General features: G+C 26.8%; 19 protein-coding genes and 1 pseudogene. 17 read left to right on the top strand and 3 right to left on the bottom strand.

What is annotated here, in order from left to right; genetic code table 11:
- Window positions 1-130: 130 nt before the first annotated feature.
- The 3 genes from mptA to MBCUR_RS03100 all read right to left on the bottom strand — a co-directional run bounded on the left by mptA (window position 131) and on the right by MBCUR_RS03100 (window position 4,530).
- Window positions 131-1,072 (bottom strand): GTP cyclohydrolase MptA, encoded by a 942-nt coding sequence (gene mptA, locus MBCUR_RS03110; RefSeq protein ID WP_067090082.1) that lies wholly within the window; start codon window positions 1,070-1,072, stop codon window positions 131-133.
- A gap of 614 nt (window positions 1,073-1,686) precedes the next feature.
- Complete coding sequence (locus tag MBCUR_RS03105) at window positions 1,687-3,258, bottom strand: bifunctional ADP-dependent NAD(P)H-hydrate dehydratase/NAD(P)H-hydrate epimerase (protein WP_067090079.1); 1,572 nt, start codon at window positions 3,256-3,258, stop codon at window positions 1,687-1,689.
- Window positions 3,259-3,348: 90 nt separating this feature from the next.
- The gene (locus MBCUR_RS03100) at window positions 3,349-4,530 is read right to left on the bottom strand and encodes an argininosuccinate synthase (protein ID WP_067090076.1); all 1,182 of its coding nucleotides are present in this window, start codon (window positions 4,528-4,530) and stop codon (window positions 3,349-3,351) included.
- Between the two features lie 421 nt (window positions 4,531-4,951).
- On the opposite strand from MBCUR_RS03100, the gene MBCUR_RS03095 reads away from it, so the two are divergent.
- The 17 genes and pseudogenes from MBCUR_RS03095 to MBCUR_RS03015 all read left to right on the top strand — a co-directional run bounded on the left by MBCUR_RS03095 (window position 4,952) and on the right by MBCUR_RS03015 (window position 16,635).
- Window positions 4,952-5,698, top strand: a complete 747-nt coding sequence (locus MBCUR_RS03095) for a M14 family metallopeptidase (protein ID WP_084269444.1) — start codon at window positions 4,952-4,954, stop codon at window positions 5,696-5,698.
- Window positions 5,699-5,792: 94 nt separating this feature from the next.
- A complete protein-coding gene (locus tag MBCUR_RS03090) occupies window positions 5,793-6,248 on the top strand; it encodes a hypothetical protein (RefSeq protein WP_067090073.1) in 456 nt (151 codons plus the stop codon).
- Window positions 6,249-6,373: 125 nt separating this feature from the next.
- Window positions 6,374-7,198 carry a metal-dependent hydrolase gene (locus MBCUR_RS11050; RefSeq protein WP_067090070.1) on the top strand — a complete coding sequence of 275 codons (825 nt, stop codon included), beginning with the start codon at window positions 6,374-6,376 and terminating at the stop codon, window positions 7,196-7,198.
- A gap of 518 nt (window positions 7,199-7,716) precedes the next feature.
- On the top strand, window positions 7,717-8,028 hold the full coding sequence (locus MBCUR_RS03080; RefSeq protein WP_067090068.1) for a Na+/H+ antiporter subunit E: 312 nt from the start codon (window positions 7,717-7,719) through the stop codon (window positions 8,026-8,028).
- Between the two features lie 173 nt (window positions 8,029-8,201).
- Complete coding sequence (locus tag MBCUR_RS03075; protein ID WP_245637275.1) at window positions 8,202-8,462, top strand: monovalent cation/H+ antiporter complex subunit F; 261 nt, start codon at window positions 8,202-8,204, stop codon at window positions 8,460-8,462.
- Window positions 8,463-9,104 (top strand): hypothetical protein, encoded by a 642-nt coding sequence (locus MBCUR_RS10660; RefSeq protein WP_067090063.1) that lies wholly within the window; start codon window positions 8,463-8,465, stop codon window positions 9,102-9,104. It abuts the gene before it with no gap.
- Window positions 9,101-9,340, top strand: coding sequence for a DUF4040 domain-containing protein (locus tag MBCUR_RS03065; protein ID WP_067090060.1), 240 nt, complete (start codon window positions 9,101-9,103; stop codon window positions 9,338-9,340). Before MBCUR_RS10660 ends, MBCUR_RS03065 begins: the two co-directional genes overlap by 4 nt.
- Window positions 9,333-9,701: a cation:proton antiporter subunit C gene (locus MBCUR_RS03060; RefSeq protein WP_157077613.1), complete on the top strand. Its 369-nt coding sequence runs from the start codon at window positions 9,333-9,335 to the stop codon at window positions 9,699-9,701. Before MBCUR_RS03065 ends, MBCUR_RS03060 begins: the two co-directional genes overlap by 8 nt.
- Window positions 9,694-11,190: an energy conserving hydrogenase EhbF gene (gene ehbF, locus MBCUR_RS03055; RefSeq protein ID WP_067090055.1), complete on the top strand. Its 1,497-nt coding sequence runs from the start codon at window positions 9,694-9,696 to the stop codon at window positions 11,188-11,190. The genes MBCUR_RS03060 and ehbF overlap by 8 nt, the downstream gene beginning before the upstream one ends.
- A complete protein-coding gene (locus MBCUR_RS03050; protein WP_067090052.1) occupies window positions 11,190-11,522 on the top strand; it encodes an energy-converting hydrogenase B subunit G EhbG in 333 nt (110 codons plus the stop codon). The genes ehbF and MBCUR_RS03050 overlap by 1 nt, the downstream gene beginning before the upstream one ends.
- Entirely contained in the window at window positions 11,519-11,821 is a 303-nt protein-coding gene (locus MBCUR_RS03045; RefSeq protein WP_067090049.1) for an EhbH, read from the top strand. The genes MBCUR_RS03050 and MBCUR_RS03045 overlap by 4 nt, the downstream gene beginning before the upstream one ends.
- 8 nt (window positions 11,822-11,829) lie before the next feature.
- On the top strand, window positions 11,830-12,291 hold the full coding sequence (locus tag MBCUR_RS03040; protein ID WP_067090047.1) for an MnhB domain-containing protein: 462 nt from the start codon (window positions 11,830-11,832) through the stop codon (window positions 12,289-12,291).
- Window positions 12,291-12,539 (top strand): energy-converting hydrogenase B subunit J, encoded by a 249-nt coding sequence (locus MBCUR_RS03035; RefSeq protein ID WP_067090044.1) that lies wholly within the window; start codon window positions 12,291-12,293, stop codon window positions 12,537-12,539. The genes MBCUR_RS03040 and MBCUR_RS03035 overlap by 1 nt, the downstream gene beginning before the upstream one ends.
- A gap of 226 nt (window positions 12,540-12,765) precedes the next feature.
- Window positions 12,766-14,223: a 4Fe-4S binding protein gene (locus MBCUR_RS03030; RefSeq protein ID WP_067090042.1), complete on the top strand. Its 1,458-nt coding sequence runs from the start codon at window positions 12,766-12,768 to the stop codon at window positions 14,221-14,223.
- A gap of 103 nt (window positions 14,224-14,326) precedes the next feature.
- Window positions 14,327-14,821 (top strand): annotated as a pseudogene (locus MBCUR_RS03025) (4Fe-4S binding protein); the annotation flags it as partial.
- Between the two features lie 170 nt (window positions 14,822-14,991).
- Entirely contained in the window at window positions 14,992-15,438 is a 447-nt protein-coding gene (locus MBCUR_RS03020; RefSeq protein ID WP_067090036.1) for an NADH-quinone oxidoreductase subunit B family protein, read from the top strand.
- Window positions 15,439-15,450: 12 nt separating this feature from the next.
- On the top strand, window positions 15,451-16,635 hold the full coding sequence (locus tag MBCUR_RS03015) for a hydrogenase large subunit (RefSeq protein WP_084269442.1): 1,185 nt from the start codon (window positions 15,451-15,453) through the stop codon (window positions 16,633-16,635).
- The last annotated feature ends 29 nt before the right edge of the window (window positions 16,636-16,664 follow it).

Below are 16,664 nucleotides of genomic sequence, written 5' to 3'. Positions count from 1 at the left end.
AATTTTTTTTTTTTTTTTTTTTTTTTTTTTTTTTTTTTTAGTAATTTTTTATTTTTTAATTTATTTAGAGGTTAAAAATATTTTTAGAATTAAAAATACTAGCCATATTCTTATTTTCTAAATTATTATTTTATTCCTCTATTCCCAATTCTTTTTTCAAATCTCCAAGTTTTGAAATTTTTTCAGCAAATGCATTGTGTCGGTGAATACTTTCTTCATTTATTTGTCTTGCAGTCACAAGTGTGTCATTTGGAAGGTGGGAGTACTTTTTAACGATTTTTTCAACCATATTTCTTACACAATCTTCAACAAAGAAAGGATGCTTATGGGCTTCCATAACTACTGCATTTTCATCAGGTCTTTTTAATAGTTCACAGACAGTGGAACTCATAGATCCCTCAATAATTTTTATAATGTCTTCTCCTCTAACAATATGTTGATCTGGAACTTCAATCATTATAGTTCCTCTTCCACGTTGATTATGAGATGCGAATGTTACTGTATCTAAAACTTTAGCTGTTGTCTCTTCATCTAAGAATTTTAATAGCTTTTCTTTATCTGCTTCTCTAACAGAATCTTGGGCACAAGGACAAACTGTCATTCCAACAACTTCAGCACCAATACTTTTTCTAATTGTGAGCTTTCCATTTTTTCTTGAACCTACAGCATTTGCCATGATTTTAGTCATTTCTTGAGACTTATTTTCTGTAACTGGAGACTTTTTCATAAACATAAAGTCACTTATCATTTTAACTTCAGCCATTTTTGCATAATCGTGTTTACTCATCAAGGACTTAACTATTTGAGCACAGACTGATTCTACTTCAAGAGCTTTAGTACTTATAACATCTTCAACAACTTCACTAATTGCTTCAGGGCTTCTTGACATGTGAATCCCCTTTTGATTATATGGTAAATCAACAAATGCATCAAAGGTAGGAAGTAAAATAATTGGTCTTTTACTGTCTCGTTCTAATTTAAGTAGTTTTTTTACTCCAGTCACTCCCACTCTGGTTAAATGAACTGGCACACGTGGTAAATTATCTTGGGTATCTGGGAAACATTGGATCACATCAACACCTCGTTTTTAGTATTTGATTAAATGATATTTAATATATGATAAACAATTTACAAGCATTTTTTTAATTTATTAGGTTATGATAATTTTTATTATCAGATATAAACATTTTTTAAAATAAATTGATTTTTATAAAATAGTTTTAATGGTAAAGTACTTTTATTTGAATGAAAATTGAAGATATTTTATCAAATTTTTTTTAAAGCTTGTTTTTAAATGTCTTCTAATAATAAAATTTCAATAAAAATAAGAAAAAAATAGAATAATAAATTTTTAAGTGGATATTGTATAAATTTAAAATATATAAATCTAAAATGTGTATATGTAAATTTAAAATATATACATTAATATATAGGTTCAACTTAATATGTTTTTTGTTTTAGTTTTAGAAGATTTTATGTTTAATACCATTTTTATTTAAATCAATTTTATTCTTTTTTATTAATTTTAAATCAATTTTAATGGTTTAATTAATTTATAAAAAGTTTTTTTTAGTTTTTATTTTAGTTTTTATTTTAGTTTTTATTTTAACTTAAATTTCTATTTTTATTTCTACAGGATGCTTAATATCTAACTAAGTTTTGGCATTGTTTTATATAGCTATTCTTTTATTTTTTCAATATTTGACCTATGAATTCACTTAATTGAGAAGCTCTTAATCCATTTCCATATTTTTCATAGGCAAGGTCTCCTGATTTTCCATTTAGATATGTTGAAAGTGCTCCAGAATCTAAATCATTTAATCCTAAAGATAAAAGTGCTGTAGCTATTCCTGCAAGTGAGTCTCCTGTTCCTCCAACGGTCATTGCTGGATTTCCTGTTTTATTTATTCTAATTTTATTTCCTTTAAAAATTAAGTCATATTTACCTTTTATAACAATGGTTCCCTTAATTTCACTTGTTATTTCTTGAATAATAGCTATTTTATCATGAATTTGTTTATAATTTAGATTTTCAAAACTTAAATCAAGACTGCCAATTTGATTTTTTAAGTCTTTTTTTATGATAATTTCTTTAAAAAATGTTTTAAATTCATTAAAATGTGGAGTAATAATTAAATTTTCTTTATTTTTTATTAAATTAACATCTATTAGTTTTAATCCATCTGCATCGATTACAATTGGTTTTTTTATCTTTGCAACTAATATGTTAAAAAGTTTTCTAGTTTCTTCCTCTAATCCACTTCCAGGACCAATTAATATGGAATCTACATCTTTAGCTATTTCTAACAAATCATTTAAATTGTTAATATTAAGAAAATCACCTTTTAATGATTTTACAATAAAATCTGGAGAATAAGATTTAATCACTAAACTACTACTTTTTGGACTAGCAATATACAACAAATCTACCCCACATGAAAGAGCAGATAAACCAGATATTGATGGAGCACCACTAAAATCATTGTTTCCACCAATTATAAGTACTTTTCCATTGTTTCCTTTATGGGAGGTATTTTTTCTTTTATTTAGTCGTTTAAGGTCTCCTTTTCCAAGAAATATTTCTGCTTCAATTGGAATTCCAATATCACAAATAATTAAACCTCCAGTTAAATCTTCACCAGCTTTTTTAAGCCCTGTTTTAACTGCATGCAAACTTAATGTGTAGCCAGGTTTTACTCCAATTTCAGCGATTTCGCCTGTTTGTGGATCCATTCCTGAAGGGACATCTATTGAAACTTTTAATGCATTAGAATTATTTATAATTTCAATAGCTTTTTTAATCTTAGTTTTTAATTTACCTTTTATTCCAGTTCCTAAAATTCCATCTATGATAATATGTTCTGAAAAGCTATTGGATTTAGTGATTTCAATTGTATTTAAGGTGTCTGAATCATTAATTTCATATAAATTAATTCTTGAGAAATTAGGAAAAATATTTTTTAAAATTTCCACATTTGTTTTACTGTCTTGTGATTTTATTTGATTTATTGGAGTTAAAAGGTAAATGTCTACTTCAAATCCTCTATTTAGAAGATGTCTAGCTGCAACAAAACCGTCACCTCCATTTCCCCCACTACCAGTAAAAATAGCTATTTTAACTGGTTTTGAAAAAGTAAATGTAGAAAGCTTAGCTATTTCATCAGAAATACTTTTACCTGCATTTTCCATTAATACTAATCTACTTAATCCTAAATCTTCACAATTAAGATCTGTGGCAATCATATCTATTGGTCTCATTTAATTCAACAAAGTTTTTTTAGTTTAAATGGGTGTATTGGTATCTTTTAGTTTAAATGGGTGTATTGGTTTTTTATGCGTATTAAACATTTATTTTTTAATAACTTTTTGATAAATAGCTGCTTGAAGCCCATGGTGTTTAATCATGCCTTCAATTTCTTTTTGGTCATGAGTTTTATCTTCAAAACTGATTTGTTCAATGTCATGTAAGCTGTATTTTGATTCTCTTGTAATAACTGCTGCTCTTCCCTTAAAAACTTTTAAATTAACTTTGCCTGTAACTCTTCTTTGCATGTTATCGATTAATACATCAAGATCCTCTTTTAATGGATCTTGCCAAAGAGCAGAGTAAACTAAGTCCGCATATACAGGACTAACACTTTCTAAAAATTGTAATTCACTTTTACTTAAGACTAATTGTTCCAAACCTTTGTGTGCAGCTATTAAAAGCGTTGCTCCAGGAACCTCATAGATTTCTCTGCTTTTGAGACCTACTATTCTATCTTCAATAATATCTATTCTTCCAATTCCATGTTCACCTGCTACTTTATTGGCAACAGATATTAAATCAATTAATTTCTTCTTTTCGCCATTGATGGCAATTGGAATACCACTTTCAAATTCAACAGCAATTATTTCTTCATCGTCTTTTGCATCGGCTATTGATTTTGTCCATTCGTAAGCTTCTTCAATTGGTGCATTAATAGGGTTTTCAAGAAGGTCTCCTTCAATTGATCTGCCCCAGATATTTTCGTCTATACTAAATGCACTGTCGGGGGAAATTGGAATTCCTTTTTCTTTAGCATATGCTTGTTCTTCACTTCTTGTAAGATTTAAATCACGGATTGGTGCAATAATATTTAAATCAGACATTGCTCTAATAACACCTTCAAATCTGAATTGATCATTTCCTTTACCCGTGCAACCATGGGCAATAGCTGTTGCATTTTCTTTTTTTGCCAATTCAATTATTTTCATAGCTATTAATGGTCTTGCTAAGGAAGTACTTAATGGATATCCTTCATACAATGCATTGGCTTTAATTCCTTTTGAAATATAATCATCAGCAAACTCTTCTTTTGCATCAATTGTAACATGTTTGGAGTTGCCTATTTTCTTTGCAACAGTTTCTGCCCTTTTAATGTCTTCTTCAGGTTGACCAACATCAACACATGCAGTAATAACTTCTGCATCATATTTTTCTTCTAATAATTTTACACAAACAGAGGTATCCAACCCTCCACTAAATGCTAAAATGACTTTTTCACTCATTTGATCATTCCTTTACTTTCCTAACTTATGAATATTTAACAAATAATTTTAAAAATCTTATTTAATCTCATTTAATCTTATTTAAAGTAAATAAATATAAATTAATAATCTAATAATACTAACATAAATTAATAATATTAACATAAATTAATAATTTAATATATTAAAATTTAACAATCTAATAATATTAACATAAATTAATAGCTATAATGCATAATAATATTTTTTAAACCAATAATATTATTAAATTATGTAATAATAAACAGTCTTTTACATGAAAATAGATAAGATTATATTTAATGAAATAATATATATTTAAATATTATTAATCATCATCTCTTTTTGTTAAAGACAGTATAAATATTTTGTTTAAAATTTTTTTCATTTAATTTAATAAAAAATTTAAAATTTTTCTGATAAAATGTCTATGGATAAGTTTGATATTAAATATCTTTCTAATAAAACTGGGGGAGATATTAGTTTAAATAGAATTTTAAATCAATATGTCCCTAAAACAGAATTATCTAAATTTATATTAGAAAAAGCTCTTAAGGGAACTGTTATATATAAATTTGGAGATGATGTGTATAGTAAAAATAGAATAGCTATTCTATCTGGGGTGCATGGTAATGAATTAGCTCCACAAATAGCTTCCTTACATATTATGGAAAAATTAAACTCTTTAGATTCTTCTAAAATTGATGGCATTATTTATATTATTCCTTTTGTTTCACCTTATTCTTCTATGAGGAATTCAAGGTATTTTGATGGAAGAGATTTAAATAGAATGGCTTCTATTAGTGGAAATATTAGCAATGATTTAGTTCAGTATTTTAAAAATATTAAGGTTGATGCTGTTGGAGATTTTCATTCTACTGCACCTAATGCAAATCCAGGAGTTGAAGCTGTTTTTTCCACAAAAAAACCTTCTAAACTCTCCTATGAAATAGCTAGCCACATATCTGAAAATGTAGGATCAAAGCTAATAGCTTATGAAAATGCTGGAAATGTGTTTAATGGAGCTTTAGAAGATGAATTAAATCTGAATGGTATTCCAGCAGTTACATGTGAGGTTTTATCTCAAAATGGTCATTTAAATAATAAATCACTTAAACAGTCTTTACTACAAATGAATAGCTATTTAGATTACTTTAACATGATTTTATAATAGTTTAACTTATAAAATTATTGTTTAATAGTTATTTAATAGTTATTTAATAGCTATTTAATATACATTTTTATAAAATCCTGGAGAATTATAAATGAAAGTGCCTTCTCAATCAATGAAGTTAAATGTCAATAAAAAAGAAGAACAAAAGTCATTGCATATATTGGCTAATGGATGGAATAGTAAACTTAATATTCCTGAATTCAAGGAGTTTTCTATTGGAGGAATTGTTCCAGAAGATTATTTTAAAGTTTTTGGGTCTAATGAATTTTTCATCAATCCAAAAACAAAAAATTTTGATAAAAAATCTAAAATTAGAATAGCTGAACCAGGAATTGTTTTTGAAAAAGGTACAGTGGATAATAAAGAGTTAAGACTTCCATGGCAAAATATTTTAAATGTTCAGTATAAAGGAAAAAGAATTATTTTGGACTTGATATATGACCAAAGTTTGGAATTTTATGGAATTCCTTTTTATAGGGATATTAAATATTCTTTAAAATTTTTAACTAATTTTATTAAAGATAAAGTAAAACAAAGTAAAATATAACTGACAAAGTAGCTAAATAAAAAATATTCAAAATAAATTTTAAAAACATTTACAATCAAATATTTACAATCAAATAGTTGCAACCAAATAGTCACAATCAATTATTTTATTATTTATGCATTTCCATGTCTTCTTATAAAGCTCATAGTTTATTTTCAATAATTTTGTCATTTATTATTTTTACTAATCCATTTTATCTTGTATTATCATTAATTGGTGGAAATTTATCTGATTTTGATCATGAAATAAAAAATTCAGCTATTTTAAAAATTATGATTTTTGGGTTTTTTCTTTCTATTTTATTGTATTTTATTCATATTCCTATATATTTTGGTTTAATTTTAATTCTACTTGGAATAATATTTTATTTTTCTAAACATCGTGGTTTTACCCATTCTATTTTTGGAATTACAATTATTTCATTTTTAATTTTTTTATTTATACTTTTAGGAATTTTACTTTCTAAAGATATAATAAGTTTACTAAATAATAATCCATTTAACATAGGATTGGATTTAAATTTATTTAATATGGAGTTTATTACTTTTGGTGGTGTTGTAAGTTTCAATTTTACTTTAATATTACTTTCAATTCTAATAATAATTTTAATTTTCTTATTTTTAAATAAAAAACTTTTCATTCCAGCTATTCTTTTGTATTCAATTGGAATTTTAATAATGCCTGTTGATTTTTCTATTTTTAACAAATTTATTTTCCCATTAGGGAGTAAACAACTTTTATTTTTCTTATCGATCTTTTTTTCCATACTTGTTGGTGGATTAAGCCATTTAATATTAGACTCTTTTACTCCCTCTGGAATACAATTATTTAGCCCCTTTTCTAAAAAAAAATATTATAAAAAGTCTGGGACTTTTATTTTAGCTTCATTACTTTTATTTTCAATTTATAATATTGTTTACAATTTTAATTTTTTTGGAATCATTCTTTAATTTTTCCTTGTTTTTTAGTTTTTTATAATTTTTTTAATTTTTTAATTTCTTAATTATTTTATTTCATTTCATTTTTTTTTTTTAAATCTCTTATTATTTTTATGTTTTATTTCATTTTTTTAAAATTTTTCACATTTTTATGTTTTATTATAATAATTTATGTTTATATAATAAAAATAAACATAAGGTATTTATAATATTAATTGTCATAAATAATCATGATAAATTAGATATATAATAATTAGATATATAGTGATTGATATTTATTTATTATTTTAGTTAACTTTTATTTAATAAATTATTTACTATAAAAAATTTTTATTCTAAAAAATATTTACTATAAATTTTATTGCTAATTTTATAATAATCATAGAATTTTTTTAATATAATGCTGAATTATAATCATAAAGATGAATTATAAATTAAAAATTATTCAAAGGCAGAAGTTCTAAATAATGTATATAGAACATATAATCAAATTATAAAAAAGTGAATTCAAGGAAGATATGGGGCCAATTATGTTTTTTACTAGATTTTATTATGGAATATTGTATTTTTTTCTTTTAATCTTTGAAATTATTAAAGCTTGTTTTGATACTCTTAAAAGGTGTAAAAATGGAGAAATTGATCCAGTTATTATTGAAATCAAAACTATCTTAAAAAGACCTATATCTCAAACTATTTTAGCAAATAGCATAACTTTAACTCCTGGAACTTTAACTATTGATATTGATAGTGAGAATTGCATACTTATTACTTCAGCTATTTCTCCTCGTGATAAAAAAGATATTATTCCATTTGAATATTATATACAAAGAATGCTTGAATAGATTTTTTCATTATTTTCTCTCTATTTTTTTATAAAACCGCTTTTTTAAATTTTTAAAAGAATAATCTTAAAGAATAATTTTAAAAGAATAATATTATTGTGTTGTAATTTGAACATGATAAATAAAATCTAAATATTTTAATAATTAGTTTGACTTTATTTTAAGTGATGTGTATGGAAATATTTTTATTTAGTCAGTATGTATTTATTATTGCTTTAATTATATTCCTCTTTGCAGCTGTTCGGATGACTACTCAAGGAACAATAGCTATGGGATTAATTGGCTGTGCTACCTTTTCATTATCAATGTCTTTATTTCTTTTAACCTATGGAAATATTTACTCCATAGAATTTTATAAAGATATTGCACTTGCTTTAATTCTTTTAGGTGTTGTTGGAACAATAGCATTTGCTATAGCATTAAGGAGGACTTAAATGCTTGGTTTTTTAGAATTAATTGAAATTATTAGGTCAATTTTATTAATAATTTCAGCAATTTTTATTGTTGTAGCAGCCATTGGAATTTTAAGAATTGGTAAAAATCAAAAGAATGGAATTTATGGAAAAATTCAAATCCTTGGTGTAGTGGACATGGCTGGTGTTCTTGCTATGATAGCATTAGACCAAATATTTTTAGCAGCTATTTACTTTATTTTAGCTCCAGTTGTTGCACACGCAATGGCTAATACATACTATTATGGAGAAGATAAGGAAAATTCTAAATTGTTAAATAAATCCATATTTAATAAAGAATCTAAAAGCTTAGAATATACTAGTAATGAAAATAAGCTTAAATTCAATGAAGAATGTAGTATTAAAGAAAAATATAATATTAACAAAGATAATATTAATAAAGATAATATCAATAAAAATAATATTAATGAAGAACGTAGTTTTAATAAAAATTTAGTTGAATCTAATCTTATTGGTAATGAAGATGATAATTATACCATTTCAACCATAAAAATCAATGATAATGAAAATAAAATAAAAGAAGAAAATAGCAATAGAGGAAATGGCTCTCTGAAAAATATTTCTGAGGAAAATATCCTTGGAGAAAATAAGGTGATTAAATGATTGAATATATTATAATGTTTATAGCTGTTTTAGGTTGTATACTTACCATTGTTCAAAGAGACTTATTAAAAGCAGCTATTTTATCTGGAATCACTGGTATTTGTGTTACAATTCTTTTTCAGATTTTATTGGCTCCTGATGTTGCTTTAACTCAAGCTATTGTTGGTTCTGCAATAGTTCCTGTATTCTTGGCTCTTGCCGCTTATAAAACTCAAAGGATGGAAGATGATGATTGATGTTCAATTAGGGGCTTTAATTACTTCTGGTGCATTTATAATAATAGGTCTATATGCTGCTATATTTTTAGATAATATTATAAAAAAAATTATTGGTATTTCTTTTATTGAAGAAGGAGCCAATTTGTTTTTAATAGCACTTGCTTATAAAAATGGTGGAGTAGTACCAATTTTTTTACCTGGTTTTGATGCTAATTGGTTTGCTCAAAATTCAGCTTATCCTTTACCTCATGCTTTAGTTTTAACTAGCATTGTTATTGGAGCTAGTACATTAGCTGTAATGCTTGCAATAACAATGGTCATCTATAAAAAGAAAGGTTCTCTTTCAGCAACCAAAGTTTTAGGTGATAGTAATGAATGAACTAATCCCTTTAATGGTTATAATACCAATAACTTGTGCTTTACTTTTAAACTTATTTCACGGTTACAGCAAGCCAGTTAAATATTTATCATTTGTTGTAGCTCTTATACTGCCAATTATTCCTTTTTTAGCTAATTATGGTCTTCACTTCTTTGGAGGGCATGTTCCTCTAATAGATAATTCTTTATTACTTAATCAACTGCCTTCAAATATTTCTTCATCTATAATATCTAATTTTCATCCAGGGATTGTTTATTCATTTAATTCATTGTCAAAAATTTTCATATTTTTCTTTGGCATAGTTACATTTTTAGCTATTTTTAGTTATATCTCTCAAAATAAGAAAGTTTCAGGTGCTTATCTCTTTTTAATTTTCATGGGAGTAGCAGCCATTGTTGCATTAATCTTAACTGATGATATTTTTAATATGTACATATTTTTTGAAATATCTGCTTTAACACAGGTAGGAATTATTTTAGCTTCTAAAATTAAGAATAATTATGAGGTTGCTTTAAAATATTTATTTTTAGGTTCTATTGGTGGACCTATGATGTTAATGGGAATAGGATTTTTACTTGGATTAGTTGGAAGTGTAAATATTGCAGATATAATGCTTGCAATTAATTCAGGGTTTGTTGATCCATTATCTCCACTGTTCTTATTATCATTTGGATTAATATTCTTTGGTTGGCTTTACAGTGTAGGTCTTCCTCCTTTCCATGTTATAAAGGCATCAGTTTACAGTAAGGCTCTTCCTTCTGCTAGTGCCATTATTCAGGGATTTAGTGTAATGACTTTTATAGCAATTGGACTTATAATTATTAGAATATTTTCTGTTGTTAAATTTGTAAATGCATTTATAATATTTTTTTCCCTTGCTGGAATGATTTTATCTTTAGTATTGGCTTTAAGCTCAAATGATTTTAGAAAAACCATTGGATTTTTAGCTGTAGGTGAAATTGGATATATAGGATTAGGTTTTGGTATAGGTACTCCATTGTCTATAACTGCTGGACTATTTCAGGGTTTAAATGAGCTAATAATTTCAGCTTTACTCTTTATAGGTTTTGGAACAATTTTATACTTTGTAAAAACTTCAAAATTATCTAAATTAGGGGGTTTAATATCTTATCATCCTAAAATTGCTTTATTTGTCCTAATTGGAGGTTTGGCAATGGCTGGTGTTCCTCCATTAAATGGTTTCCAAAGTAAATTAGCTTTGGTTCAATCTGCTCTATCAGCAGGTTATCCTGAGTTGGCTGTTATAATGATTTTACTAAGTATTATAACTTTTACAGTTTTTGTAAATGTTTTCCACAGAATTTATTTAAAACCAAAGCCTTTAGATTTAGAGGTCAAACCTGATGTTGTAATTCCTCGTTCTACAGTATTTTCTATTTTAATCCTTTTAATAATCTGTATTATTTTAGGAATAATTCCAAATATTGTTACAACTCCACTATTTAACTATGTAGGGGCTCTGATATAATGGGAATATATAATAAAATTTTAGAATCTTTAAATGATATTAAAAATCAAATTAAAAGAGATCCCACTACAAATAATGATGTTAGTTCTGCTATTGCAGGGGAAATTGCACTGATTTCTGCTGTTTTAATTGGAGCTATTTTGCTTAGACACATCAATATAACTCTTACTGTTGTAATAATAATTGTATTGGCTGTTTTGATGATTACAAATATGCCTTTATCTTTAAAGCTAAAAAGTGAGCAAAATGATGATTTAAATAAAATGATATTCTATGTGATTTTAACCTTGAGTATTTTAGTTACACTTCTTTATTGGGGGTTTATTAAATGAATTATGGTTTACGAGAGTTGATTCTATCTGTTTCAATATTTTTATTTTCAGTAACATTAATTGATGGAATTTTTAAATTAAAAGATTTAATCCAGCCTGGAATCAGTGAAATTTATAATAGTTTAGGTACACAAATAGCTCCCAACATGGTAGCTTTAATAGTTTTTGATTGGAGAGGTTATGATACTCTTGGTGAAGCTTTAATTTTAGTTACTGCTGTTGTAGTGGTTCTTTTAATCTTTGGAAGAGGAATGGCTATTTCAGATAAAAAAACAAGGGATGAGGAGAAAAATTCTTAGGTGATATTATGGGTCCGATTTTAAAAATTTTTGCTTTCCCTGCAGCTATTATCTTGATTTGTTTAGGTATTCTTACAATATTGGGAGGACATATTACTCCTGGCGGAGGTTTTCAAGGCGGTGCTATGATTGCAAGTGCTGCAATCCTGTGTATTATTGTTTATGGTATTGAAAAAAGTCCAATTCAGCTGTCTCATAATTTTATTTCAATTATTGAAAGTTTAGGTGCTTTAGGATATGTTCTAATTGGAATAGCTGGCTTGTTTTTTGCTGGATTTTTTTTATATAATACTGGAGCAGATTTTTATAATTTGCTTCCACAAGTAATTGTTAATATTTTCCATTATCCTGATGTTACCAATGCAGGTATAGTTCCTTATCTTAATATTTTTGTTGGATTAAAAGTATTTGTTGGTTTAAGTGCTGTTGTAATAGCTTTTTCACAATTTAAATCTAAGGAGATGGAATAATGATTAATTTTGGTCCAATTTTTTTTGGTTTCATCATAGGACTTCTTGTAGGTTTGTCAATGAAAAATAATCCTAAAACTGAAATTAGTCTAACATCTGGTTCATTTGTTGTTATTACTATTGTAGCTATTGTATGTGCCTGGCAACTTGGACCATTTCCATATTATACAGACTTTCCTATAGCTACAGGATTTTTATTCGGTGCAATAGGTCTTATTTTTGGAAAATTACTTGTTTCAAAGGCTTGATTAAAGTTATTAATTATTAATTATTAATTATTTATCTTAATTTGTTTATTTTATTTATTTTAATTTTTACATTATTTATTTATTTTATATTTATTTTGTTGATGATTATTTGTTCATTATTATTTATTATTATTTTATTAATAAGCATTTGTTTATTATTTATTATGGGTTTTTAATCAAAATCATGATAAAATATTATGAAATGTTTTTATTGGAAGGAAAAATCATGTTTTTAACCACTAATCAATGTGATGGGACTGCCTCATGTAAGGAGAATTGCCCCACAAAAGCTATAAGGCTAATTAATAATAAAGCTTTTAGTTGTATTACATGTGGAATTTGTTTTAATAACTGTCCAAATGATGCTATATTTAAAAATGACTATGGAGGATATGTAGTTGATAGATTTAAATGTAATGGGTGTGGTATTTGTCAATACAGCTGCCCAATTAATAGCATCCACATAGAAAATGGTATTGTTTACGGAATTTGTGTTAGATGTGGATTGTGTGTAAGTAAATGTCCAAATAACTCAAGAGTTGATGGTTTTGATTTAGTGGAGTCTAAAAAAATTGCCTTTTTAGAAAATTTAAATTTAACATTAAAAAAATTTTCCAGTAACCATTCATCTTCAGTTAATTCTTCTTCACTTAACTCTTCTTCAGTTAATTCTTCTTCAACAAACTCATCTTCAAATCATATAAATTCGCTTGAAATAGCTTTAAAAAATAAATATAATTTAGATGGTATAATAAAAAGAAATTCTGTTGTTACAGACTTTAATAACTGTATTTTATGTGGTAGATGTCAATATTATTGCCCTACCGATGCTATTATTGTACATAGTAATGAAAAAGGAGTTTGTACTAAGTGTAGGATATGTGAAGATAACTGTCCATCAAATGCAATATCAAACCAAGTGATTGATAATGATAAATGTGTGTTGTGTCTTAATTGTATTAAAAAATGTCCAAATGATGCTATAATAGAAGAAGATTATAAAGTAACTATTCAAAAATCAGATGATGATATTACAGGAGATTATGTTTCATGTTTAAATTGTGGACTTTGTAGTATCTTAGATAAAGGAAAATCTCTTTCTCAAATAGATGGAAAAATGAGATTTGATCCTTCATCATTTAAAAATGATGATTTAAATGAATCTATTAAAAATTGTCCTGTTTCTACACTTAATTTGAGGAATGATGAAATAGTTCAAATCAAAGGATACTGTGTTTCCTGTGGAAAATGTGTTCAATTCTGTGATTTAAAGAATGCTAGAAGCTTTAAAGAAGTTATTTGGGATGGAACAGTTAGTGAAGAATGTATTTCATGTGGAACTTGTGCTGAGTTATGTCCAAGGGATGCGATTACTTTAAAAAGAGGATCTATTATTGTAGATAATGAAAAATGTATTCTTTGTGAAACTTGTGCTATACACTGTCCTAAAGATGCAATAATTAAGTCAACATCTCTTAAAAAAATAATAGTTAATGGATTCAATCTTATTGACTTAAGACTTTGTGTTAACTGTAAATTATGTTATAATATCTGTCCTGAAGAAGCCATTATTGATAAAGGTGATGATGGAGTTGAACTTGACGAAGGTAAATGTATTTATTGTGGAGCATGTAAAACTGCATGTCCATCAAAAGCTTTTTTATTTGAAAGGGAGTTTGTTTAGAGTTATTTGGAGTTATTATAATTATTTAAAATTATTTGAACTATTTAGACTTATTTGAATTTAATTTTGTTATATTAGTATAATTTTTATCTCTGGTGCTTAAATGAAAAATTTACTTAGAATAATGTTAGAAGGAGCTTATGGGAATTTTAAAAAGATTTTTTTCCACTCTGAATGTTTAACTGATATGGAATTAAGAAATGACATTTTAACAGCAAATGTAAAAACTACAGATAAGGTTTCTAAAAATGCTTGTGTAGGTTGTGGAGGGTGTGCCAATGTTTGTCCTACTGGAGCGGTTTCTATGGAGAAATTAGAAACCCCAGAGGAATTAATTAAAGGATGGATAAAAGATGAAGTTCCTAAATTAAATAGTGAAAAATGCATATTTTGTTATTATTGTCATGATTTTTGCCCAATATATGCATTATTTGGTGAAAATGCCACTATACACCCAAATGATGTTGGAAATGTGGATATAAAACTTGGTGAACTTATGAATGTCCCATTTAAAATTTCAAATGATAAATTAGCATTTATTTCACAGTTTTTATCTGATAAAACTCTTTTAAATAATAATACTAGTGCTATTAATAATCTTAATAATAATACTGATAATAATATTGATAATAATAATAATACCGATAGCAATAATAATACTGATAATAATGTTGATAACAATATTGATAATAATATTAATGATAATTATAACAATATTCCTACAAATGATTTAGAAAATAGTGGAGATAAATAGGATAAAGTGATTATATGAGTCTTAAATCATTAGCAAGATCTAAAGCTATTCATTTGATGTTGGTATACACTGGTGGATGTAATGGCTGTGATATAGAGATTGTCAACTGTGTTCTTTCTCCAAAATTTGATGCCGAGCAATATGGAGTATTTTTAACTTGGAATCCACGTGAAGCAGATGTTTTAGTTGTTACTGGACCTGTTACAAAACTTAATGAAGAACCATTAAAGAAAATTTATGAAGCTATTCCTAATCCAAAGCTAGTCATTGCAGCAGGATCATGTGCCCTTATGGGAGGAGTTTATAAAAACATTCATGGGGATATTCCATCAGAGGAAATCGCTGGACCAGTTGAAAATATTATCCCAGTAGATGCAAAGGTACCTGGGTGTGCTGTCAGACCTCAAGACATTTTAGCAGGTGTTGTTGCAGCTTTACCAAATTTATTAAATGCTGATTAAAAAGGTGCTTATATGAATGAAGATGAAATTTCTAATGGAAAAAATATCCATAATGAAGATAATGTCCGCAATGAAGAAATAACCCATAATGAAAATATAATTGAAACTGAGGTGGCATTAGGGACTGTTCATCCAGCTGCTTTAGAACCATACAGACTTCGATTATTTGTGGAAGATGAAATTGTTAAAGATGCTGAAATTACCATTGGAGTTAACCACAGAGGTGTAGAAAGGATTATGGAAGGTCTTCCTGTTGAAAAAGCAAATGCGCTTACAGAAAAGATTTGCGGGATTTGTTCTAATGCACATATTTGGAATTCATGCTTAACTGCTGAAAAAGCTTTAGGAATAGACATTCCAGAAAGAGCAAATTATATTAGGATAATTATGGAAGAATTAGAACGATTACACAGTCATTTTTTGTATCTTGGTCATGGATGTGAGGTTTTAGCCCATGAAACATTTTCAATGAGGGCTTTCTCAATACGTGAAACCGTAATGGAACTTTTAAGGATGATTGGAGGAAATAGAGTTCAGTATGGTGCATCCATAATTGGTGGTGTTCGTCCAAGGTGTGAATTAGATTCTAATAGAATCATTAAGATTCTTGAAGGAATGGATATAGTAGAAAAAAAATTAAATGATTTTGCAGATAGATTTGTAAGTGATCCAATTGTAATGAACAGAATAACAGGTGTAGGAAAAATTTCATCAAAAGATGCATTAAAATTAGAGGTTACAGGACCTACACTTCGAGCAACTGGTGTTAAAAAAGATTTGCGTTTTAAAATGAAAGAATATGAACCTTTTGATTTTAACATGATTACTTTATCCGATGGAGATGTAAAAGACAATATATTAATGAGAGTTTTAGAAATACCTGAAGCTATATCTATAATTCGCCAAGCCGTTAAAAATCTTCCTAATGGTCCAATTGTTGATAGATCATGGGAAATGATTGATTCTCCAACTGTCCATAATTATATAGAAGTTCCTAGAGGCACACTTTATCATTCTTATGCTTTAGAAGATGGACGTGTAAGAGGTTCAGTAATTAGAACTCCTTCAATGTCTAATATTGGTGCTATGCAATTAGCGTGTATTGGAAATCATTTAACTGATGCACAGCTTTGTATTGTTCAGTGTGATCCTTGTTTTACCTGTACCGATAGAGCCATTGAGATAATCAAGCTTTAATTTTATTATAATATTTATATCATCAAAAA

Source organism: Methanobrevibacter curvatus (genome assembly GCF_001639295.1).
GTDB lineage: Archaea > Methanobacteriota > Methanobacteria > Methanobacteriales > Methanobacteriaceae > Methanoflexus > Methanoflexus curvatus.
The sequence above is the reverse complement of the archived record's forward strand: the minus strand, read 5'-3'. Positions and strand labels throughout refer to the sequence as shown.